Raw genomic sequence first — 20965 nt, 5'->3', positions numbered from 1 at the left:
AAGTTCATGATGAAACGCAAATTTCCCTTATCAGCAAACATGTTAAAATCATCCCTACCTTGAAGCTAAGGTGCTGCAAGCCAGGCAAACATATTGTTCACTGCCGTCTCATGCATCCTCTCCTGAAAACGATGATCTTGTCCCCCATAAGCGTGAAATGTAACGTTGGCGCCTCTACGTTTCAGCCAATGATACATCCGGGTTCCATGACTATAGTTCACCTGCGTATCAGACGTGCCGTGCATGATCAGCACTGGACAGTGGAGTTTGTGTGCCTTCGACAAGGGGGAACGGGCGAGATAAGCTTCCGGAACTGAACGTGGTGTACCGCCAAGCACCCTCTTCAAAGTACGTCTCAAGTCAGTTCGTTCATGATAGGTGCGTTCCACATCGGCGACACCGCTCCAAAGCACTAGTTTATGTATCTGCTGAGGCCCCTCATTGTAGGTCGTTGCTGTATGTACGGCATTAATGGCTCCACGCGAAAATCCCATCATTGAAATTCGCTTCGTATCGGCAAAGGGCCACTCTTGCACGAGTCGGTAAGCGGCATGTACATCTTCGGCATCTCGTCCTCCATACTCGTCACGACCTTCCCCACCCTCGTTACCACGATATGACGGAGCGAACACGATATAACCTTTATGGACAAATTGCTCCATCCAAGCGGTATTTACCCCACCATAGTTGCCCAACCCACCGCGGCAATAGATTAGAACCGGCCAATTTGTATCAATACCGTCCATGGTGTGTTGTTCTACAGGAGGGTAGCGGCTTGCGAGCTGTTGCATTTGCATGGATTCTTGCGTTACGGTGAAGCCTTGGAAGGCAGAGCTGGTATTGGTGTTTTCATATGGAAAGAAGGCGGGTATATAGCACCCGTCAGGCAGGCATAAATAGCCTTTTACCCGGAGCGCATCGGACGAATACGTCACATGATAGAGCAGGGGAATCGACCTCTTTCATCAGAAATGGCGAGCCAATTGACAATGATTCTTCTTTAGGATGCGCCTAAACGAGGTTCCCATACCTTTCCGTCAGCAACAGCCGTTCGGTGCGAGAAATTCGTTTATTGGCTCCATATGATTTATAATGGTTCAGGAGACATGTGGATTGACCTCTGTCCTCTTATTTATAAAACTAACTTTAGTGTGCACGAAGAAAGGAAGAAAACCATGATGAACGCTCCACATCCGATTGATCAATTCAAGAAATTTAAATATGAAATTACGAGATTTATGATGATCTATAAATTTGCTTTGGATCAAATGGAGACCAAAATTGAAGTGCTGAAGGAAGAATTTCAGTCGCTGCATGATTACAGCCCGATCGAACATACGAAATCCAGATTAAAGTCACCTGAGAGTATTATGAACAAGATGTTTCGTAAAAATCATGAGTTAACTTTTGAGAGTATCAAGGAAAATATTAAGGATATCGCCGGTGTACGTATTACCTGCTCCTTTATCTCCGATATCTACCGCATTAAGGATATGCTGTGCAATCAAAGTGACCTGCGTGTGCTGGAAGTGAAAGATTATATCCAGAATCCGAAGCCAAACGGATACCAGAGCCTTCATCTTCTGGTTGAGGTGCCTGTTTACATGTCTAATGGACAAGAGCGGGCGTGTGTGGAAATCCAGATTCGTACCATCGCGATGGATTTCTGGGCGAGCCTGGAGCATAAGATCTTTTATAAATACAATAAGGATGTTCCTGAGCGTTTAACGAAAGAACTGAAAAGTGCAGCAGACTCTGCCAACGCATTGGATCAGCAAATGGAGAGACTTCACCGGGAGATTCAGGAGATCAAGGACGCCGAGAACGAACGTGATGAAGAAGAACTGCGCCGGATTATCATTAACAATCAACAGTTCACACTACCTTCCAACCTGCTCAAGCTGCTGGGAGACGGGGAACACTAAGGAAACGAGAACTACCGCAGGGAAAGGAATATGTTATTCATATGAAAAGTACACCAGCTTCATTAAGCACCAATTCTACATCCCGTGTACGTATTGCATTGATTCTGGGGACACTGTCGGCCTTTGGCCCGCTGTCCCTGGATATGTATTTGCCGGCGCTGCCCACACTGGCCGATGAGTTCCAGTCATCCACTTCCTATGCGCAGCTTAGTCTAACTGCATGTATGGTCGGACTGGCGGTAGGGCAGCTGCTGGCTGGACCTTTAAGTGATGTGCGTGGTCGTCGTACACCGCTTATTGCGGGCCTTATACTTTATACGATTGCTTCCATACTCTGCCTGGTCAGCCCAACGATGGGCTCCTTTGTTGTGCTGCGTTTCATTCAGGGCGCAGCGGGAGCTGCGGGAATAGTCATCTCGCGCGCAGTGGTGAGGGATGTGTATTCCGGTCCGGAACTTACCCGTTTCTTCTCCCTCTTAATGCTGATTAATGGGGTCGCACCGATTGCTGCACCAATTATAGGCGGGCAATTGCTTGCGTATACATCGTGGCGCGGCGTATTTATTTTGCTGAGTATCATCGGTATTTTGACGTTAGTTGCTGTCGTGGTTGGTCTTGGTGAGACACTGCCTACAGAACGACGATCCAGCGGAGGACTGAAGCAGACGCTGGTTACATTCCGCAAAATCGCAGGGGATCGCCTGTTCATGGGATACGCTTTAACCCAAGGGTTTGTATCTGCTGGCATGTTTGCCTACATATCGGGTTCGCCGTTCGTGCTTCAAAAAATATATGGCATCTCCCCGCAAATGTTCAGTGTCTGCTTTGCCATTAACGGTCTGGGCATCATACTGGCAAGTCAGATTGCCGGAAGACTTGCGGGTAAAGTATCTGAAACCCGTCTATTAGTCGCAGGGCTGATAACTGCTGCTCTGGGAGGAACATCACTGCTCATCGCCATTCTGGCGGGAGGTAATCTGATTTCGGTCCTGATCCCGTTATTTCTTGTGGTATCCAGTGTGGGTCTGGTTAATACGGCTTCCTTCGCACTGGCGATGGCCAATCAGGAGAAATCAGCAGGCAGTGCATCAGCACTTATTGGAGTCATGACGTTCCTGTTCGGCGGTATTGTCGCTCCGCTTGTGGGTCTTGGAGGAGAAGGCACAGCTGTTCCAATGGGCATTGTAATCGCTTGTGCAGATCTTGGCGCATTGCTGATATACTTTTTGATGGTAGGCAAAGGCAAGAGAGGTATACGTCGGGATAAACAACGGTTGGCGTGAAATGTATTGCCTTGTTGTTCTGATTTGAAAAATGTATTACTCGCAATAAAGAAATTTGACTATAAAAAAGCGCTCCAATTGGAAGGCTCGTTCCTTCAACTGGGGCGCTTGTTCTATGTCTGAACGTGCTTTAGCAGAGAGCAAACAAAATCTGTGTATTAAGCAGGATACCTGGAGTAAGGAACGGATAGAAGTAACCGATGACAAAACCGAACAGATTGGTGGAAGGCCACATTAAGTAAACGTCATTGTATGTGAATACAAGAGACCAGCGGTTATAACAGAAATTTTGCAGTACACGTTGCTCTGGATCACGTGGCGTTGCTACTCCTGTTTGGGCAAATTGCACAGCCTGGGTCAGATTCTGTGGCTGTTGCTGGATAAATAGTGGTAGAAGACCAGGGCTGCTTTTGATCAAGTTATACAGAAAAACCATTTCTGCCGGGGGCTGACCTACTGGGCGAGGATAGGCACCAAGTAAGGTAGGCAGATTGCCTTGTGATAGCTGAGCGGGTACACCTGGTGCCGTACCGGGGACGCCTCCAGGAAAGTAAGGAGGTTGACCGCCACTACCTCCGCCCGGAATGAATGGGGGATAGGAACCTGGTGCTCCTGGGAAACCTGGCACTGGCTGACCTCCTGGAGCGCCTCCCGGGAATAGTGGCGGCAATTGAAACGAACGATCCTCATCATATCCTGAATAAGTGTTATAAACGTAATCCATGTACGAACATCCTTCCTGTCATCGTATTCTGGAATCAGCATATGGCGGCATCCGCCTAAATGTGAATCGTTCGAATGAAGGTGTCTTCGAGCTTAAAAGGCAAAAGTTGCATTGACAACTTCGTTGATAACAATTATCATTGTCAATGGAATTGGACAAAAGTACATACCAGTATTATATGTATGAATAATGTATAAACGTCTAAGTCTGTCATAACAACTCAAGTATTGAGGTGTTCATATTGAAAGGGGATAGTCACGTGTTTAAGAAAAATAAAAAAGTGATCATGCTTCTGATCACCGTAATGGTCATGTCCATCTGGCTGGCAGCATGCGGATCGAAACCAGCAGATAACGGTACAGCAGCAGGAGGGAACGATACAGCAACGGAGACAGAGACACAGACAGAAGCTCCGACAGAACGTACATTGACAGATGCAATGGGGCATGAAGTGAAAATTCCTGCTAATCCGGAGCGAATCATCGCTTCGTATCTGGAAGATAACCTGGTTACACTCGGCGTTAAGCCAGTTGCTCAATGGTCTGTAGCCAACGGAATCCAAGAGTATCTGCAAAAAGATTTGGACGGCATTCCAACGATTGCCTTCGATCTTCCTTTCGAAGCGGTAACAAGCTTCAACCCGGATCTGATTATTATCGGTTCCGAAAGTGTAGTTGAAGGTGAGAAATACGCTCAATACAGCAAGATCGCGCCTACTTATGTACTTGGCGATGAGATCAATAGCGATTGGCGCAAAACCCTGTTGAAAATCGGCGAAATTCTGAATAAAGGCGATGAAGCACAAAAAGCGCTGGATGATTACGAAGTGAAAGCCACAGAAATCAAGGAAAAAATCAACACGGTTACAGGTGGAACGAAATCGGCAGCTGCCATATGGTTGGTTAGTGGCAAATTCTTCATCGTTAGTGACAATGTATCCAGTGGTGAAGTGATGTACAAGGAACTGAGACTTGCTGAGCCTGAAGTAGTGAAAGAAATCTCTGCTAATGCGACAGGTAACTGGTCTTCCATCTCGCTGGAAAAATTGGCGGAAATGGATGTAGACTACTTGTTCTTTGTGAATAGTGATGAAGGTACAGGTTCTGAAGCACTGAAAGATCCGGTATGGCAAAGCATTCCGGCAGTGAAAAATGGTAACTTGTTTGAATTTACCCGTTCGAGCAGCTGGTTGTATAGCGGTGTTCAAGCGAACCTTCAAATTATGGAAGACATTCAGAACAAAATTGTAAAATAATAGAGATCAAATACGAAACTAACTGAATGAGTAAAAACTCCTTGGTGCGAGGCACCAAGGAGTTTTTTGTGATTTCAACATTTTACGATATATAATAAATGAAGCGAAGATCGTAAGCGATAAGTATCGTTTTACGATCACGGAAGGGGATAGCTTATGATGCATACTTTGGACCCGCGAGAATTGACGGGCAGAGATAACTATAAACTGATGAGTGGTTCGGTTGTGCCACGCCCAATCGCATTTGTGACAACACTTTCTCATGATGGCAGCGTCATTAATGCAGCGCCCTTTAGTTTTTTTAATATAGTCAGCTCTGACCCGCCGATATTATCGATATCCATCGCTCGCAAGGATGGAGTTATGAAAGATACGGCCCGCAATGTGCTTTCCGGGAAAGAACTCGTTGTACATATCTGTGATGAATCGATCGCTCTTGACATGAACGAGACGGCTGCCATGTTGGAGCCCCACGAAAGTGAGCTGGAACGGACAAACCTGACGACTGTACCAAGTACTGTGGTCTCCGTACCAGCAATACAGGAAGCACTCATTCGGATGGAGTGTAAGTTGTATCAGCATATTCCGATATCGAACGATGAGGGAAAACCTGTGAGTGATCTGCTTCTGGTTCGCATTGTACAATATCATTTCAGTGAGAACGTGTATGATCCTGCCACCAATTATATATTGATGGACCATCTCAAACCGATCAGCAGGCTGGCCGGGAATGACTACGCCAAACTTGGCGAGAGATTTACGGTGGTCAGGCCGGAGTAATAGTGGAGTGGGTTGAACGACCTGTTGAAGGAAGGGTCGGGATAACATAATAGTAATCATCCTTTAATAAGACGGACAACATGTGCGGAATTCGCATGTGTTGTCCGTCTTTGCTTGTTTCGTGAACATAAAGGGGGCAAGCCTCGAATAGACTTGTACTATATCCTGCACATGTGACATGAACCTATTTTATATATAAGGAGGTTGGAGCCGATGAACCAACTCGATGGAACTGTACCCGCCGCAAGTATCATGGGAATTGGAACGGCATTGCCTGTTCACCGCATTGAGCAAAAGGATGTGTCTGCTCGGCTCGCACAAGCGCTGGAGCATGAGCCGGATTCCAGACGATGGGCCAAGCGAATATTCAACCAGTGTGGTGTTGAGACACGTTATACATGTGAACCGAATCTACTGGAGCCTGTAGAGTCTTGCCGTTATCTGCCTTTTACCCAGACGGAGAACGTTCCGACCACAGCCGAACGTATGGGCAAATATAAGGAAGCAGCCGTTCCGCTTGGAATTCAGGCAGCACGTCAGGCACTCGAGGATGCCGTCGTTTTGACCTCGGAGATTACACATCTCATTACCGTCAGTTGTACAGGGCAATTCCTGCCCGGTCTCGATGTTCGGCTGATTCAGCAGCTTGAGCTATCGCCGCGTATTAACCGAATTCCGCTTGTATTCCAGGGATGCGCTGCCGGTCTGAAAGCTGTACAGTTGGCGAATTCGATTGTGACGAGCGACAAAGACGCTATGATTCTTATCGTATGTGTAGAGCTGTGCACCCTTCATTTTCAGCCGTCCGCCAAGCGGGATGATCTGTTTGCAGCGTCCTTCTTCGGTGATGGCGCATCTGCCTGTGTTGTGGGCCTCTCCGGATTAGGACGTAAAGAACTGTTCAGACTGGGAGCCGGGCATTCCGTATTGCTGCCAGATTGTTCGGAAGAAATGATATGGGAGGTGGGCAATACCGGCTTCGACCTGTATCTCTCGCCACAGATCCCAAAACTGCTCGGCTTATATCTTGGTCTAGAGGTTGAACGATTGCTGGATGGCAGCGATCTACCGGAGATCTGGGCGATTCACCCTGGGGGCAGAGGTATTGTGGATGCGGTGCAGAAGCTATATCAGCTGTCAGATGAGCAGGTCGCTTACTGCCGAAACATATTACGGGATTATGGAAATCTATCCTCTGTGACGATTTTGTTTGTTTTACAAGCCATCCGCGATGATTATCGTAAAAGGGAAGAAGCTTCCAGCGGAATTGCACTTGCATTTGGACCGGGCCTGACGGCGGAATTACTTCCTTTTACTTATGTACCTGCATCCGTTGAAGAAAGAGAACCAGTGAATCAAGGCGCAATTTAAAAGAAACGGAAATACCAATCTGATAGCAGAGGAGCTTGGGTATGGGTTATCGCAGCCTTGCTGTCCTCATTAGCCGATATCCGCGGTTCATCATTCTCTGCTGGGTGTTTGTCATCGGGATGTCAGCCGTCTGGGCTTGGAAATTGCCTGGTATTGTTCAGGATCATGGGTTGAATTTGAATCAGGGAGATGCTCATGCTGTAGAGCTTATTCTGGAGAAAGAGTTCCAAGTTCCTGCTGATCCAGTTATTCTTCTATTTGAAAAAAAGACCGGCACTTCCCCCGCCGAATTCCGGGGCTGGATTAAAGATCGTCTGCAGCAGGTGAGTAAACTGTCAGGTGTAACGTCCATAATCTCTCCACTTGAAGCACGTGGAAGCCGGATGCTGCTGGGGGATGTGGCCTATGCTTTGCTAGAGTTTAATGTACCACCTCACAAGATGGGGCCGCCACTTGAACAGCTGCGTTCCATGCTTACAACAGACGGTCCGGGAACGATCCGAATAACAGGGAAATCCGTTGTGCAGCAGGATGTAAACCGTCTCAGTTTTCGAGATTTGGAACGGGCAGAGGTTGTGGGATTGCCACTTGCCTTCGTCATTTTGTGTTTTGCATTCAGAGGTATTTATGCAGCGCTGATTGCAGTTGTTATGGGAGTATCTGGCGTCATAACGGCAATGGGAGTTACATCCCTGATGGGTTACCATCTGGCGCTCTCCAACTTTGTGATCAACGTTATTCCGATGGTGGGAATGGCGCTCAGCATAGACTTTGCCCTGATTATTCTCAGTAGATACAGGGAAGAACTTCAGCGAGGTCAGAATAGTGAAGCAACAGGTTCGGGCGACGAAGAGGTTCTCCAGAGAATGCTGCGTACAGCGGGAAGAGCCGTATTCTTTTCTGTGGCTTGTGTGCTGTTAGGACTGCTCGGCTTACTATGGATTAGATTGCCGATGTTTCTGAGTGTATCCCTTGGAGCCATTGTTGTGCTCGTCATATCGGTCCTGCTGAATATAACACTGCTGCCAGCCATTCTATCCCTCTATTCTGTGCGAATCTTTAGACAACATTCCAGGAATCCCATCTCTTCAAAACAGGGCCAGCATCAACAATCGTTGCCGTCACGATCGATCTGGTCATTCTGGTCAGGCATGATTATGAAACGGCCGATTAGGATGGCGCTGCTTGGAACGGGTGCGCTGCTTCTCTTTGTTCTACCGGTTACCCGGTTAGAGATCGCCATCCCGGATGCTTCTTCCTTGCCTGACAGAATGGAGTCTCGCCAAGCGACCGAGCAGATCCAGAGCATTTTTGGACAAAAGAACGTCTCTGCTGTAGAGATTGTAATTGGTGGAACGGGAGAGCCGTTGACCACATACCATTGGCGAATGGCGTTGAGTAAAATGCAAGAGCTCCAGCAGGATTCGAATGTGGTGGCTGTTGAGTCCGCATGGGGGATCATGGTGCCGGACAAGCTCTCAGGTCAAGCCCAAGCTCAAACTCATATCAAATCTCAAATGAACATTCCATCACCTTCTATGCGTGAAGCACTGAAAGAAACCCAATCTCAGCAGCCTGCATGGCTGCGTTCATATGTGTCCGACCATTCCATTCGTGTGGTGGCTACCATATACGGAGCACCGGGCTCCGATGAGGCTGCATCCTGGCTCGAACAGATGAGGGCAAAGGACATCGCCAACTCCATGTCTTTCATACCCCTGCGTTATGGGGGAGAAGCAGTCATGCAGCATGAAATCATGCAAGAAGTTTCTGGCCAACTGCCCAAAGTGCTGGTGTTTGTTGTGGTATCGAATTATCTCGTATTGCTCGCAGCATTTCGGTCATTGCTCATCCCAATCAAAGCCATTCTGATGAATCTGCTCAGCTTGGCTGCTTCATTCGGCGTGCTCGTACTGGTCTTCAATCAGGGCCATCTTGGCATGGAGCCATCTGCCATTGCCATTATGATACCTGTGTTCATTGCCGGGCTTGTCTTCGGTATATCAATGGACTATGGCGTTTTTATGCTGACCCGTATCCAGGAGGTTTACAGACGAACAGGGGATAGTGATCTGGCCGTACAGCAAGGACTGGCTTCAACAGGACGTCTCATTACTTCGGCGGCAGCGATTCTGCTGGCAGTGACTATACCATTTGCTTTTGCTGACGTGGCGGGTGTCAAACAGCTGGGAATCGGAATTACAGCGGCGGTGTTCATTGATGTAACCATTATCCGCCTAGTGCTGGTGCCTGCACTAATGAAACTGATGGGCAGATGGAACTGGTGGCTACCAGGACACAGGGAATAAAAGTCCAGAATAAGAAGGATGTTCTCGGAGCCTGTAGATCAGGTATTCGAGGATATCCTTTTTATTATCAAAATAGTGTGAATTCAGCCCAAAACAGGCAATAATGTTCAATTCATGGGCTGTACCGTGATTTATAATAGACTGGACAAGTCCATCATATATTTTTAAATACATCTATATAAATTGAACAAAACTTTTACACGAGAACGGAGAGGACAGAAATAACCTGAAGAAGTGTAACGTTCGCCTGAATGCTTTCTGAAAGAAAGCTACATCGGAAGCATAAGCTATCCCCGGATTTTCCCCTTTGAAAAAGGGAATTCAAAAAAAATCTGGGGATAACAGCGATCGGAAGGTTGTTCTGTCATCGGAGTGGTAAGTGTAAATATTCTTTAGTTCAATTTATATATCATTTGAATCCACAGGAGGGATGAACGGTAATGTCGGATATTGAATCTTATCTGCAAAAACAAACAAGCCCTCGTGGACGCTCCGCGTACAAGACGGGTCAATCTCTTGAGCAATGGCGCAGCCAGTTGCGAACACGGATAATAGATCGGCTGGGCGGTTTCCCATCCGTGGTGGCGGAGCTGAATCCCGTATTGCTCGAACGCACTGTAAGTGACGGCTATATCCGAGAACGGGTTGAGATTACGACCTATGCGGGGTTGCGCATGCCCATTTATATGTTAATACCCAATTCAGTAAGCGCTACCAAAGAATCACGCCCAGCCATTATAGCCTGTCATGGACACGGGTATGGCAGCCGGGAGATCTCAGGCATGGAACCCGATGGTTCACCGCGTAGAGGAGAGCCTGGCTTGCATAAAGACTTTGCCGTCGCTCTTGTACAGCGTGGATATGTGGTTGCCGCTCCAGAATTGCTTGGATTTGGTGACCGAAGGTTGGAGGAGGATCGAGATGCACCACCCGGCGCAAACTCTTGTACCAAAATTGCCGCCCATCTGCTCATGACAGGGCAGACTCTTGCTGGGCACCGAGTTTATGAAACGATGCGTGTGCTGGATTACGTAACCACACGTCCTGAAGCTGATCCAGCACGTATCGGCAGCATGGGCATCTCGGGTGGAGGACTCGTGACAGCATTCACTGCTGCATTGGATGAACGTTGCCGTGCGGCTGTCGTGAGCGGTTACGCAAGTACATTCCACGGCAGCATATTGGATAGAAATCATTGTCTCGACAATTATATCCCAGGAATTCTGAGAGAAGCAGAGCTGCCGGATATCATAGGTCTGATCGCACCCAGGCCGCTATTTATTGAAGCCGGAAGTGAAGATCAGGTATTTCCGCTGCCAACAGCAAAAGAAGCCTATACACGATTGACAGAAATCTATGAACAGGCAGGAGCACAGAAATGGCTCGATGCAGACTTTTTTACAGGAGGCCATGAGATCAGTGGAGCGAAAGCCTATGACTGGCTGGATAACGTTCTGTAAGGCAATCATATATAAATGAACCTATGAGAGGAGAGTTTAATTATGACATGGTTAATATCCGTTCTGCTCAGCTTGCACGAATCGTTGCTGCTGATCTGAGAAGGCAGGGACTGAATGGATTTTGATCTGGTTAGAATATAGCCTCGTTCCGCTGCTCCTCGAACATAGATTGGACTTAGCTGAATCGTATAGCCAAAAACACCCCCGGGACAGCCAAGTAATATACGGCATGTCACGGGGGTATTTGATTGTAAACCAAGTGACTATTCCATCATATCCTTGGCTTCATGGTTGACCTTTTTACCTTTCAAGAGTGGTTCAAGTTCATCCTGTACACTCTGTTCCCATAGGGGCACGTCTGTGCGATAGGCAGCCCGTCCGTTGAGATGTCCGGCTACCGGTGCTGTGATAAATACAAACACAATGCCAAGCAATACCCGAGCACTGATATAGTTATCGAAATACCAGAAGAAGAGAAACGTTCCGCTCAGTACACAAAGTACGCCGAGTGTAGTACTTTTGGTCGCGGCATGCGCCCGTAAATATACATCTGGCAGTCGGATCAGTCCGAACGCGCTAAATGCGCTCAGTAGTGCTCCCAGCAAGACAATGAGCCCAATGACAATTCCGGCGGTTCCATCAACGATCTCCTTCATTTTTGAATACCGCCCCCCGTTCAATATATCGTGCAAATGCGACTGTGCTTAGAAAAGCGAGAATGCCAATCAACAGAATGATATCCAGATAAGCTTGGGTATGAAGCATCATGGACAGAACTGCAACGATGGCAATGACGTTAATACCGATCGTATCCAGTGCCGTAATCCGGTCGGCCATGGAGGGTCCCCGCAGCACCCGGTACAGACAACCCAGGATTGCGAGGGAGAGAATAAGCAAGGAAATGAATAACATTGAGGATAACATTATCGTGTCACCTCCATAATGGCTTTTTCGAACGTATTTTTGATATCATCACTCATTTTCTGTTCGTCTTTGATATCCAGCGCGTGTATAAATAATTTGCGTTGATTCCCTGAAATTTCAAGTGGGAGGGAACCTGGCGTCAGCGAGATGAGCAGACAAAGGAGTGTAACTTCCCAGTCAGAGGACAGCTGTGTCTGATAGGTAAATATGCCGGGCCGAATATCAAGCTTCGGCTTCACGATCTGGCGAATAACTTCAATACTGGCCCGTACCAGTTCCTTGAACAGCAAGGCAATCAGCTTGATGATCGCCCAGACACGAACAATATAGAAGCGTTGCGGAAAGAAACGTCGCATACTCCCAATTAGCAGCAGACCCAGCAGATAACCCGTGAGAAAGCCAACTCCATTCCACGCATTATTCAGAAACATCCATACAAAGGCAATGATCAGATTAAGTACAATCTGAAAGGCCATACGCATCTACTCCTTCAAGACTGCATCAATATAAACATTGGGATGCAGCAGAATGTCGCCGGCGCGGGAGGTGAGTTGGAACATGCCCTCAGCCCCCACACCCATCGCGATGATGAACACAAACAGAATTCCGGCAGGGATGAGCAGGCCATTCACGGCATAAGGTCTTCTCACTGCGCCTGCAGGCGGTTCACCCCAGAACGCCTGGATGAAGATGCGAAGAACCGAATACAACATCAGTAGACTGGAAAGGACGGCAATGCCAGTCAGACCGTACAAGCCAGCCTGTAACCCGCCTTCAAATAACAACAATTTCCCAGGAAATCCACTGAACGGAGGAATACCTGCCAGCGCAAGTGCACTGATGAAGAACATCCAACCAAGCAGTGGGTAGCGGTGGATCAGCCCGCCCATATTGTCGAGTTTTGAGGTGCCTGCGACCGCGATTAGAGCGCCTCCGAGCAGGAATAGCAGTGTTTTGATGAGCATATCATGCAGCATGTAGAAGAGCAGACCTTCCAGTGCAGGACGGCTGGCTGCAGCCATCCCGAAAGCTACAAATCCCACCCCTGCGATCACGTTGTAGATCAGTATTTTATTGACGTCTCGATAGGAAATAGCCCCGATTACCCCGAGTACCATGGTCGCTCCCGCCATCCAGCCGATAAGGGCATGGAAGAAATCCGGATCATGATAGAAAATTAGTGTGAATGTTCGCACAATGGCGTACAGGCCAACTTTGGTCAGCAAACCGGCGAATAAAGCGGTGACCACTGCCGGTGGGGCTGCGTAAGAGCCGGACAACCAGAAGAACAGGAATAGTCCGGCCTTGATGCTGAACACGATCAGGAAGAGGACAGCGATCAGGGTGATGACTCCACTCTGTCCGACTTCAGCGATCCGATTGGACAAGTCGGCCATGTTTAATGTGCCGGTAACAGAGTAGAGAAATCCAATCGAGGCAACAAATAGCGCAGAAGAGACAATGTTAATCAAGACATACTTGATCGTTTCTCGTAATTGTCTTTCCGTACCTCCTAATACAATCAGTGCATAAGAAGAGATGAGCATCAGTTCAAAGCAGACAAACAGGTTAAACAGGTCTCCGGTAAGAAAGGAACCGTTCACGCCTGCAATCAGGAAATGAAAGAACGGATAAAAATGATGTTCTTCCCGTTCCTTATTTACACTTCGGAAGGCGTAGAGCAGGCATGCCAGTGCAATGATCGAAGCAGCCACGACGAGCAATGCCGATACCATATCTGCAACAAGTACAATACCGTATGGTGGTTCCCAGCCTCCCATATTGAGCGTCTGTATCCCGGATTGTGTCACTTGGGTAATCAGCACGGTTGAAGCGGCTGCCGTCAGCAAAAGGCCAATAACACTAACAACCCGCTGGATGTTTACCCGCCGGAAGAATAGAAGGGCTATAACCCCGGTAATCAGTGGCAGCAGAATGGGCAGAACAACGAGATTATTCATAAGGACGCCCCCTTACTTCTTCCATATCGTCTGTTTTCAGCTTCAGATAGGAACGATAGGAGAGTACAAAGAAAAAGGCGGTTAGTCCGAAATTAATGACAATGGATGTCAATATCAGCGCCTGGGGAAGTGGATCAACGTAGCGTTCAGCCTGCTCCCCAAGCAGCGGCGGTGCTCCAGTTTTGAGACGGGACATCGTAATCAGCAGTAGATGCACCCCGTGAGTGAGTATGGACATACCGAGCACGATTCGGAGCAGGCTCCGCGATAAGATTAAAAAGACGGCGACTGCAAACAGAATGCCAACGGCCACACACATCAATATTTCCATATCAGCGATCCTCCCCGATCTGTAGAATGATATTCATGGTGACTCCCAGGACGGCAAGATATACACCGAGGTCAAACAGCATCGCGGTTGCAAGTTCCGTTTCTCCGAGTATTGGGAGATCAAAATAACCAAAGGTCTGACTCAGGAAGGGTACGCCGAACAAAAACGAGCCTGCTCCAGTCAATAAGGCAATGCCCAGCCCGATGGCTGTCAAGGTGCGAAAATCGATAGGTAACGCTTTGCGTACAGTATCTGTACTGAACGCGAGCGCGATTAATACTAGACCAGCGGCGGTCACCAGACCACCAATGAACCCGCCACCCGGGTTATGATGTCCTGCGAAGAACAGATGCAGCGCGAAGGTCAGAATGATAAAGACAACAACTTTAGTCGTCGTTTGCAATAATACATCGTTGCTTTGCAGTGGTACGGTATCCCACGTTGACGAGCTGCGTTCACGATTGCCATACTTTTTCGTATTGTCCGATTTGTCATCCGTATCTTCTTCGGTTTCTTCAGTCTGTTCTTTCTTGCGGAATTTCAGTCTAGCGCCAAGGTCCCTCGCTTCGAGATTCAGATTAATCATGGAGTAGATGGACAACGAAGCTACCCCCAGTACCATAATCTCCAGTAGGGTATCGAATCCACGGAAATCCACCAGCAGCACGTTGACAACATTTTTGCCGCCAGCCAGATTGTAACTTTCCTGAATGAAAAAGTCGGAGATACTCTCCAGTGATGCGGTTCCGCTCGCTGCTAATGCAACAAAGGTCATGACCACACCTACTGCAATTGCTACAACCATATTCACACTGAGATAGCGTCGGCTCGATTTGCCCCGTTGCAGCTCAGGCAGATGGTAGAAGCAAAGCAGGAACAGCGCAACCGAGACCGTTTCGACAATCATCTGGGTTAATGCCAGATCCGGGGCTCGGAACAGCACGAACAGTAATGTGACGAGGTAACCCACTGCGCCTGTCATAATGACTGCGGATAGCCTGTTCTTGGCAAAAGGGATCGAAACCGCTGCCGCAATCAGTGCGATGAGCAGTACTGCTTCATAGAAAGAAAAAGGGGCATTACCTTTGAAGTTCCAGGTAATATTTTCACCTGAACGGAAAAAGGCATAAACCAGCAATGCAACGGTGAACGAGAAAATATATACCAGATAGTTACGAACCGAGCCATTCATATAGGCTTCCGTCCATTTGCGTGCATAATGCTGAAGATTATCGAGTACGACATGGTACATATTGTTTATCGTTAACCCTTGTGGGTAATGCTCATAAATCGTTCTCCAGCGCGGCAGCAGTTTGTACAATGTAATACCGAGGGCGATTACACCAATGGTCATGATTAATTCTGGTGTGATGCCATGCCATAGGGAGAAGTGAACATCAAAGTGCTCATTTCCGTTCAGCAGTGATGGAAGTACAGCAGCCATCGCCGGTTCAATTAATGATCCAGCCAGCAGATTTGGGAATAGACCGAATATGATCACAAGTATCCCGAGAATAACCGGAGGAATCAACATGCCAACGGGAGCTTCATGCAGCTTCTCAGCAGGAATCTCGCTGCGGGTGCGACCGAGGAATGTTTTGAACACAATAATAAGCGCATAGATCAGAGTGAACACACTTGCGAGCCAGGCGAACACAGGCAAGAGTACACTCCATGATCCGAGTCCAAAGATGCGGAGGTGTGTTACTTCCACCATAGCTTGGAAGAACAACTCCTTGCTGAGAAATCCGTTAAACGGCGGAATTCCGGCCATGGCGAGTGCTCCGACGAGCGCTACCGTAAAGGTCACTGGCATAAATGAAGCAAGTCCGCCGAGTTTTCTTATATCCCGCGTGCCTGTCTCATGATCCACAATGCCAACGACCATAAACAGTGCAGCCTTGAAGGTAGCGTGATTGAACAGATGAAGCAGTGCTGCCGTAATGGCAACCGTGTACATCGCGGAGGATTCGCCATATCCGAAATAGATGGCTGCCGAGCCAACGCCGAGCAGAGACATGATCAGACCAAGCTGTGAGATGGTAGAATAGGCCAGGATCGCTTTAAGGTCATTTTTTTTCACGGCAAGGAATGATCCATAACATAGGGTGAGCAGTCCAACCCCGGTGACGAGCCAGAACCATAATCCCTGTCCACCAAAGATGGGTGTAAACCGGGCTACAACATATAGCCCCGCCTTAACCATGGTCGCCGAATGCAGATAAGCGCTGACGGGTGTTGGAGCTTCCATGGCGTCAGGCAGCCAGATGTGGAACGGGAACTGAGCGGATTTGGTAAAAGCCCCGATCAGAATCAGCACAAGCGCAGGCAAGAAAATTGCACTATCCTGAATCTGGCCCCATTCCGTAATCGTTGCGCGAATACTGAACGTACCCGTCATGAGGTACATCAGCATGAATCCGGCAAGCATGGCAAAACCACCAAAAACGGTAATCAGGAACGACTTTTGTGCGCCCGAAGTGGACGCCTTGCGTTTGTAATGAAAAGCAATCAGGAGAAAGGACGTAATACTGGTCAATTCCCAGAATCCATACAACACAATCATATTGTCAGACAATACCACGCCGAGCATGGCTCCCATAAACATGAGCAGGTAAAGGTAGAAACGGTGCAGGGCTTCTTTGGTATCCATGTAGAAAATGGAGTAAAGAACCACCAGAGTTCCTATTCCCGTAATTAAGAGTGTCAGCAGCAGACTTAGACCATCCAGATATAGATTAAATCCGATGTCCAGTGACGGAATCCAGGGAATATATCCGGATACTGCGTTACGCTGGGACACGGCGGGTATGAGGCTCGCAAAATAAACAAATAATAGGGCCGGGACAAGTAAAACCAGCCATCCCATATGTATTTTACGGAAGAATCGATGCAGCATGGCAAGAGCAATACCAGCGGCAAAAGGCAGAATCACAGCAACATGAAGCAGGCTCAACATTACACCCCCAATGACTGAATTTCTAATGCTTTCTGTTGTAACGAGCAGGTACATCATCAGGATTTGATATGCTTGCTCTCTATATTCATAACCCAAGTATGTATATACAGAATCGTGACTATTCTTTGAATGGAAGAAACACGGTACGAATAGCGTCCCCATATTGTATGGATATGTATAATGAAAAAAGACATTATTTCCGATAAAGATGAAAACGAATAGGTGACATCCCGTAGTTCTTAACAGCATGAATGATGTTGAAAAAAGCAAGCTGGTTTCACCGTTTATTGGAGGAAGTTATGTCATTCAAGCTTAAAACTGTTCTAACCATGACCTTCGCTGTGTTGTCCCTGTTGGTTACACTCACGATTGGTTATATTCTAAGTCAAAAATCATCCATAGCTGTCGAAACGGAGATTGGTCATTCCCTCATCAGCACAGCTTCTCAGACTTCAGACAAGTTGGATCGCTTCATGTGGTCGCGTTCAGGAGAATTGGATCTTCTGGGCCGAATGATTGCCCTAGAGGACCGCTTTGAGCCTGCGGAAATGCAGATGCTGCTGAATCAGCTTCAAGATAGCTTTCCCACATTCTCATGGGTTGGATTCATGAATCCCAAAGGAAAAGTGCTGGCTTCCACAGACGGCATATTGCGCGGTGAAAATTTATCGGAGCGACCTGTGTATCAGGAGGGAATCAAGGGTAAATTTATCGGAGATGTCCATGATGCAGTCCTTCTGGCGAAGCTGCTTCCGAACCCAACCGGCGAACCGCTGCAATTTGTCGATATCAGCTTTCCGGTAAAATACAAGAACGGAGAGATTGCTGGCGTGCTTGCCGCACATTTGAGCTGGGCCTGGGCGAAGGAACTGGAGGAAAGTGTCCTGGAGCCTCTGAAACACGAGGAAAAGCATATTGAAATGTTTATTGTCAGTCAAAAGGAAAATACGGTGCTGCTTGGTCCAAAAGAATGGATTGGTCGTCCTTTGAAGCTATCGGGCATTGAAGGGGCAAGATCGAACAAAAGCAGCTGGTCCATAGAAGAATGGCCGGATGGAAAAGAATATGTAACAGGGTTTGCTACTAGCCAGGGGCATCTGGACTATCCCGGTCTTGGGTGGACGGTGGTTATTCGTCAGCTCAAGTCAGCGGCGTTTGCTTCCGTGACCGACATGCTCTGGTTCAATGTCTGGGCAGGGCTCTCGGTTACGGCGCTGTTTGGATTGATTGGTTGGCTAATCTCCCGACAGATCGCGGCTCCGATTGCACGGCTGACTCAAGTGGCGAATCGACTTGGTGCTGGAGAACAAGTACAGATTCCCGAAAATCGGGGCTTTAGGGAAATCGAAGTATTGTCGCGTTCCCTTGGAGATATGCTGACTTCGCTAACAAATAAGGACTCGGAACTGGTTATTATGCAGAATCTGGCCCACTACGACCAGTTGACCGGACTGCCAAACCGGACAGCTTTCGAGCTCTATCTGGAAGAATCCTTGGAGATGGAAAGTGAAAATCACACATTAACATTCCTTTACCTTGATCTGGATGGATTCAAAAGTGTGAATGATACGCTTGGGCATCAGACCGGAGATGTTCTGCTGCAGAAAGTGGCTCAGCGCTTGACCAGTATCCGTCATGACAAGGGCATCACGGTAAGGCTTGGCGGCGATGAGTTCCTCATTGTGCTCCGCTCTGTGGGAAGCAATCCAAGAGAAGAAGCTCGTACCTATGGGGAAGATATCATCCAGAGCCTGAATAAGCCGTTTATTATTGAATATGAGCGAATTCATATTGGCTGCAGCATTGGGGGTGCTGAATATCCTACCAACAGTGGCAATCCGAGTGAAATTATCCGTATGGCAGATGAGGCGCTGTATGAATCGAAACGTGCGGGCAAAAATAGAATGACATTCTATCCAGAATTGAAGAACATAGTTAGAGAATAATATAATATAAAGTAAGAGTTAACTGATCCGCATACAGGCAAGGAGCGATGAGATGTCTGGAAAATATACCAATGTACCCTATGGTTATGAACCGCCCCCGGCTACCCGGAAAGGCACGCTGATTTTCTATGATTCATTTGAGCACATAACAGATGAACAGCTTGTACACGCCGCTGATATTGCGGACACACGTTCCTTTGTGCAACTTGTGCTCTATCCGCTGCATGAGAATACAGTGAAGCGAATGAGCAAAGATGGTGTGCAGCCTTTTTACAAAAGGGAAGATCGCCTTCATGACTGGAGAAGGGAGCATGCATCCTCCCGCATACGGGTGGAAGGCTGGGAAGGCAAACGAAAGAAGTATACGCCGATTGAAGCAGCGTTGCGTCATATGGCAGAAGAATATCCCGCTCCCCATTTTCTGTATCTCACGGTGGAGATGGCGAATCAGTTCGCATCATTTGATTCGTTCAAAGATTGGATTAAGGAAGTACGTCTGATTATTGATGGAGATGCCGTTAAGCTCCACCCGAAACTGGAGCAAAATGCACATCGCTGGGAATGGGCAGAATGAACCGATACATTCGAATTGACGATTAGGCAGTAAAAAAAGTAGTGATGTACAGCCGGCTTCCCGGTGAACAGCACTACTTTTTTTGCATTTTATATGAAGTACTAGACCAGATCAAGGGACGTCATCGTTTTATTTTTCCCCGTTCGTTTGGCTGCATAGAGACACGCATCCACTTCCTCAAACAGCTTGTCCTTCGACAGATGGGCGCTGTAGCTTTTGAGCCCGATACTTACCGTAATATAAGCGCCTTCAAGCTCCAAATGAACATGACGGGCGATCTTCTTGCGGATCTGCTCCACCAAGGCATGTGCCTGCTCGAAAGGTTGCTCAAACATTAACAGTGCAAATTCTTCTCCACCATAACGCGCTGCAATATCGCTTGAGGTGATGTTCTCCTGGATGACCTGAGAGACTCTCTCCAGAATAGCGTCTCCAACCCGATGCCCATATGTATCATTAATTGACTTGAAGTTGTCAATATCAATCAGAGCTAAATGTAGACTCATGCCATTATTGGCATATTCAAACGCTTTTTCATAGTAGTCCTTAAAGGAGCTTTGATTATACAGATTGGTTAACCCGTCTGTCTTGGACTGTTTGGTCATAATTGCGTTTCGCACAATCAGATCCTGCTTGGCAAGCATACTGGCCTGAAGATCATCCAGTACCTCCACACCGCTCGTAACAATTAACTGTGCAACATATGTACCTACAATGAGAAAAGCCGGAATGGAAACCATGTCAAACGAAGATAAGTACAGCCGATAGGCTGGGTCGCAGAGTACGATGACATAACCAATCATCTGCATGAGGCAAACCGTCCATACTCTTTTTTTGCTGAAGAACAGAACCGAAGCAAAGATTGGCAACAGACAAATGGCCAGGATGATCCTAATATCGTAATTGACATGAATGATAGTCCAGGCAATGACTGTGCTGGCCATGGACATGGAATAGAAGGAAAATGAGCTGAAACGGCGTTCTACCCAACTGGCGATGAGAATAGCTAAAGCGCTGGCTAATGTAGGCCAAAATAAAACATAGATCATGAAATCTTCTGGAGTGCGATCATAATCGAGAAACAGAAAGCAGCCTATTTGAATGACAACATGCGTTAATACGACGACCCAGTAAGCGCGAAGCATTTTTTTGATCCATTTGGA

18 protein-coding genes are annotated in these 20965 nt (G+C 47.6%); 9 read left to right on the top strand and 9 right to left on the bottom strand.

Features of this window, described 5'->3' with window-relative positions:
• Positions 1 to 65 precede the first annotated feature (65 nt).
• Positions 66 to 935, bottom strand: a complete 870-nt coding sequence (locus G3352_RS01540) for a prolyl oligopeptidase family serine peptidase (protein ID WP_163753190.1) — start codon at positions 933 to 935, stop codon at positions 66 to 68.
• Between the two features lie 243 nt (positions 936 to 1178).
• Between G3352_RS01540 and G3352_RS01535 the strand changes: the two genes are divergently transcribed.
• Both G3352_RS01535 and G3352_RS01530 read left to right on the top strand, forming a co-directional pair.
• Positions 1179 to 1925 carry a GTP pyrophosphokinase gene (locus G3352_RS01535; protein ID WP_076291139.1) on the top strand — a complete coding sequence of 249 codons (747 nt, stop codon included), beginning with the start codon at positions 1179 to 1181 and terminating at the stop codon, positions 1923 to 1925.
• 41 nt (positions 1926 to 1966) lie between these two features.
• Positions 1967 to 3208: a multidrug effflux MFS transporter gene (locus G3352_RS01530; protein WP_163753188.1), complete on the top strand. Its 1242-nt coding sequence runs from the start codon at positions 1967 to 1969 to the stop codon at positions 3206 to 3208.
• Positions 3209 to 3338: 130 nt separating this feature from the next.
• Here G3352_RS01530 and G3352_RS01525 read toward each other — a convergent pair whose 3' ends face one another.
• Positions 3339 to 3932 carry a hypothetical protein gene (locus G3352_RS01525; RefSeq protein ID WP_163753186.1) on the bottom strand — a complete coding sequence of 198 codons (594 nt, stop codon included), beginning with the start codon at positions 3930 to 3932 and terminating at the stop codon, positions 3339 to 3341.
• A 259-nt stretch (positions 3933 to 4191) separates the two neighbouring features.
• Here G3352_RS01525 and G3352_RS01520 point away from each other — a divergent pair, with 259 nt between their 5' ends.
• The 5 genes from G3352_RS01520 (at position 4192) to G3352_RS01500 (ending at position 11107) form a co-directional block, all read left to right on the top strand.
• Entirely contained in the window at positions 4192 to 5187 is a 996-nt protein-coding gene (locus tag G3352_RS01520) for an iron-hydroxamate ABC transporter substrate-binding protein (protein ID WP_345940703.1), read from the top strand.
• Positions 5188 to 5346: 159 nt separating this feature from the next.
• Complete coding sequence (locus G3352_RS01515; RefSeq protein ID WP_163753358.1) at positions 5347 to 5967, top strand: flavin reductase family protein; 621 nt, start codon at positions 5347 to 5349, stop codon at positions 5965 to 5967.
• Between the two features lie 213 nt (positions 5968 to 6180).
• On the top strand, positions 6181 to 7338 hold the full coding sequence (locus tag G3352_RS01510) for a type III polyketide synthase (protein ID WP_163753184.1): 1158 nt from the start codon (positions 6181 to 6183) through the stop codon (positions 7336 to 7338).
• Positions 7339 to 7379: 41 nt separating this feature from the next.
• Positions 7380 to 9647, top strand: coding sequence for an MMPL family transporter (locus G3352_RS01505; RefSeq protein WP_163753182.1), 2268 nt, complete (start codon positions 7380 to 7382; stop codon positions 9645 to 9647).
• 440 nt (positions 9648 to 10087) lie between these two features.
• Positions 10088 to 11107, top strand: coding sequence for an alpha/beta hydrolase family protein (locus tag G3352_RS01500; protein ID WP_163753180.1), 1020 nt, complete (start codon positions 10088 to 10090; stop codon positions 11105 to 11107).
• 263 nt (positions 11108 to 11370) lie between these two features.
• Here G3352_RS01500 and mnhG read toward each other — a convergent pair whose 3' ends face one another.
• Genes mnhG through G3352_RS01470 form a run of 6 tightly spaced genes read right to left on the bottom strand, consistent with a single transcriptional unit; the run spans position 11371 to position 17279 of the window.
• Positions 11371 to 11763, bottom strand: a complete 393-nt coding sequence (mnhG, locus tag G3352_RS01495) for a monovalent cation/H(+) antiporter subunit G (protein ID WP_062324636.1) — start codon at positions 11761 to 11763, stop codon at positions 11371 to 11373.
• The gene (locus tag G3352_RS01490) at positions 11747 to 12031 is read right to left on the bottom strand and encodes a Na(+)/H(+) antiporter subunit F1 (protein WP_063563408.1); all 285 of its coding nucleotides are present in this window, start codon (positions 12029 to 12031) and stop codon (positions 11747 to 11749) included. The genes mnhG and G3352_RS01490 overlap by 17 nt, the downstream gene beginning before the upstream one ends.
• A complete protein-coding gene (locus G3352_RS01485) occupies positions 12031 to 12507 on the bottom strand; it encodes a Na+/H+ antiporter subunit E (protein ID WP_163753178.1) in 477 nt (158 codons plus the stop codon). The genes G3352_RS01490 and G3352_RS01485 overlap by 1 nt, the downstream gene beginning before the upstream one ends.
• Before the next feature lie 6 nt (positions 12508 to 12513).
• The gene (locus G3352_RS01480) at positions 12514 to 13992 is read right to left on the bottom strand and encodes a Na+/H+ antiporter subunit D (RefSeq protein WP_076291001.1); all 1479 of its coding nucleotides are present in this window, start codon (positions 13990 to 13992) and stop codon (positions 12514 to 12516) included.
• On the bottom strand, positions 13985 to 14323 hold the full coding sequence (locus G3352_RS01475) for a Na(+)/H(+) antiporter subunit C (RefSeq protein ID WP_024631879.1): 339 nt from the start codon (positions 14321 to 14323) through the stop codon (positions 13985 to 13987). The genes G3352_RS01480 and G3352_RS01475 overlap by 8 nt, the downstream gene beginning before the upstream one ends.
• Position 14324: 1 nt before the next feature.
• A complete protein-coding gene (locus tag G3352_RS01470; protein ID WP_163753177.1) occupies positions 14325 to 17279 on the bottom strand; it encodes a Na+/H+ antiporter subunit A in 2955 nt (984 codons plus the stop codon).
• 254 nt (positions 17280 to 17533) lie between these two features.
• Between G3352_RS01470 and G3352_RS01465 the strand changes: the two genes are divergently transcribed.
• Together G3352_RS01465 and G3352_RS01460 are read left to right on the top strand one after the other, a co-directional pair.
• The gene (locus G3352_RS01465; RefSeq protein WP_240342880.1) at positions 17534 to 19228 is read left to right on the top strand and encodes a sensor domain-containing diguanylate cyclase; all 1695 of its coding nucleotides are present in this window, start codon (positions 17534 to 17536) and stop codon (positions 19226 to 19228) included.
• A 52-nt stretch (positions 19229 to 19280) separates the two neighbouring features.
• Entirely contained in the window at positions 19281 to 19802 is a 522-nt protein-coding gene (locus G3352_RS01460; protein ID WP_163753167.1) for a hypothetical protein, read from the top strand.
• A 101-nt stretch (positions 19803 to 19903) separates the two neighbouring features.
• On the opposite strand, the gene G3352_RS01455 is transcribed toward G3352_RS01460, so the two are convergent.
• Positions 19904 to 20947: a GGDEF domain-containing protein gene (locus tag G3352_RS01455; RefSeq protein WP_240342879.1), complete on the bottom strand. Its 1044-nt coding sequence runs from the start codon at positions 20945 to 20947 to the stop codon at positions 19904 to 19906.
• Positions 20948 to 20965: the final 18 nt, after the last annotated feature.

Origin of the sequence: Paenibacillus sp. ALJ109b (genome assembly GCF_010747435.1) — a bacterium.
GTDB classification, from domain to species: domain Bacteria; phylum Bacillota; class Bacilli; order Paenibacillales; family Paenibacillaceae; genus Paenibacillus; species Paenibacillus taichungensis.
This window is presented reverse-complemented; position numbering and strand designations above follow the sequence as displayed.

What these genes read in the sequence shown, in the direction of transcription:
- G3352_RS01475 (WP_024631879.1), bottom strand. Translation starts at nt 14,323, where the DNA reads ATGGAAATATTGATGTGTGTGGCCGTTGGCATTCTGTTTGCAGTCGCC.
- G3352_RS01500 (WP_163753180.1), top strand. Translation starts at nt 10,088, where the DNA reads ATGTCGGATATTGAATCTTATCTGCAAAAACAAACAAGCCCTCGTGGA.
- G3352_RS01455 (WP_240342879.1), bottom strand. Translation starts at nt 20,947, where the DNA reads ATGCTTCGCGCTTACTGGGTCGTCGTATTAACGCATGTTGTCATTCAA.
- G3352_RS01530 (WP_163753188.1), top strand. Translation starts at nt 1,967, where the DNA reads ATGAAAAGTACACCAGCTTCATTAAGCACCAATTCTACATCCCGTGTA.
- G3352_RS01510 (WP_163753184.1), top strand. Translation starts at nt 6,181, where the DNA reads ATGAACCAACTCGATGGAACTGTACCCGCCGCAAGTATCATGGGAATT.
- G3352_RS01515 (WP_163753358.1), top strand. Translation starts at nt 5,347, where the DNA reads ATGCATACTTTGGACCCGCGAGAATTGACGGGCAGAGATAACTATAAA.
- mnhG (WP_062324636.1), bottom strand. Translation starts at nt 11,763, where the DNA reads ATGAAGGAGATCGTTGATGGAACCGCCGGAATTGTCATTGGGCTCATT.
- G3352_RS01505 (WP_163753182.1), top strand. Translation starts at nt 7,380, where the DNA reads ATGGGTTATCGCAGCCTTGCTGTCCTCATTAGCCGATATCCGCGGTTC.
- G3352_RS01465 (WP_240342880.1), top strand. Translation starts at nt 17,534, where the DNA reads ATGATGTTGAAAAAAGCAAGCTGGTTTCACCGTTTATTGGAGGAAGTT.
- G3352_RS01480 (WP_076291001.1), bottom strand. Translation starts at nt 13,992, where the DNA reads ATGAATAATCTCGTTGTTCTGCCCATTCTGCTGCCACTGATTACCGGG.
- G3352_RS01460 (WP_163753167.1), top strand. Translation starts at nt 19,281, where the DNA reads ATGTCTGGAAAATATACCAATGTACCCTATGGTTATGAACCGCCCCCG.
- G3352_RS01525 (WP_163753186.1), bottom strand. Translation starts at nt 3,932, where the DNA reads ATGGATTACGTTTATAACACTTATTCAGGATATGATGAGGATCGTTCG.
- G3352_RS01490 (WP_063563408.1), bottom strand. Translation starts at nt 12,031, where the DNA reads ATGTTATCCTCAATGTTATTCATTTCCTTGCTTATTCTCTCCCTCGCA.
- G3352_RS01485 (WP_163753178.1), bottom strand. Translation starts at nt 12,507, where the DNA reads ATGGCCTTTCAGATTGTACTTAATCTGATCATTGCCTTTGTATGGATG.
- G3352_RS01535 (WP_076291139.1), top strand. Translation starts at nt 1,179, where the DNA reads ATGAACGCTCCACATCCGATTGATCAATTCAAGAAATTTAAATATGAA.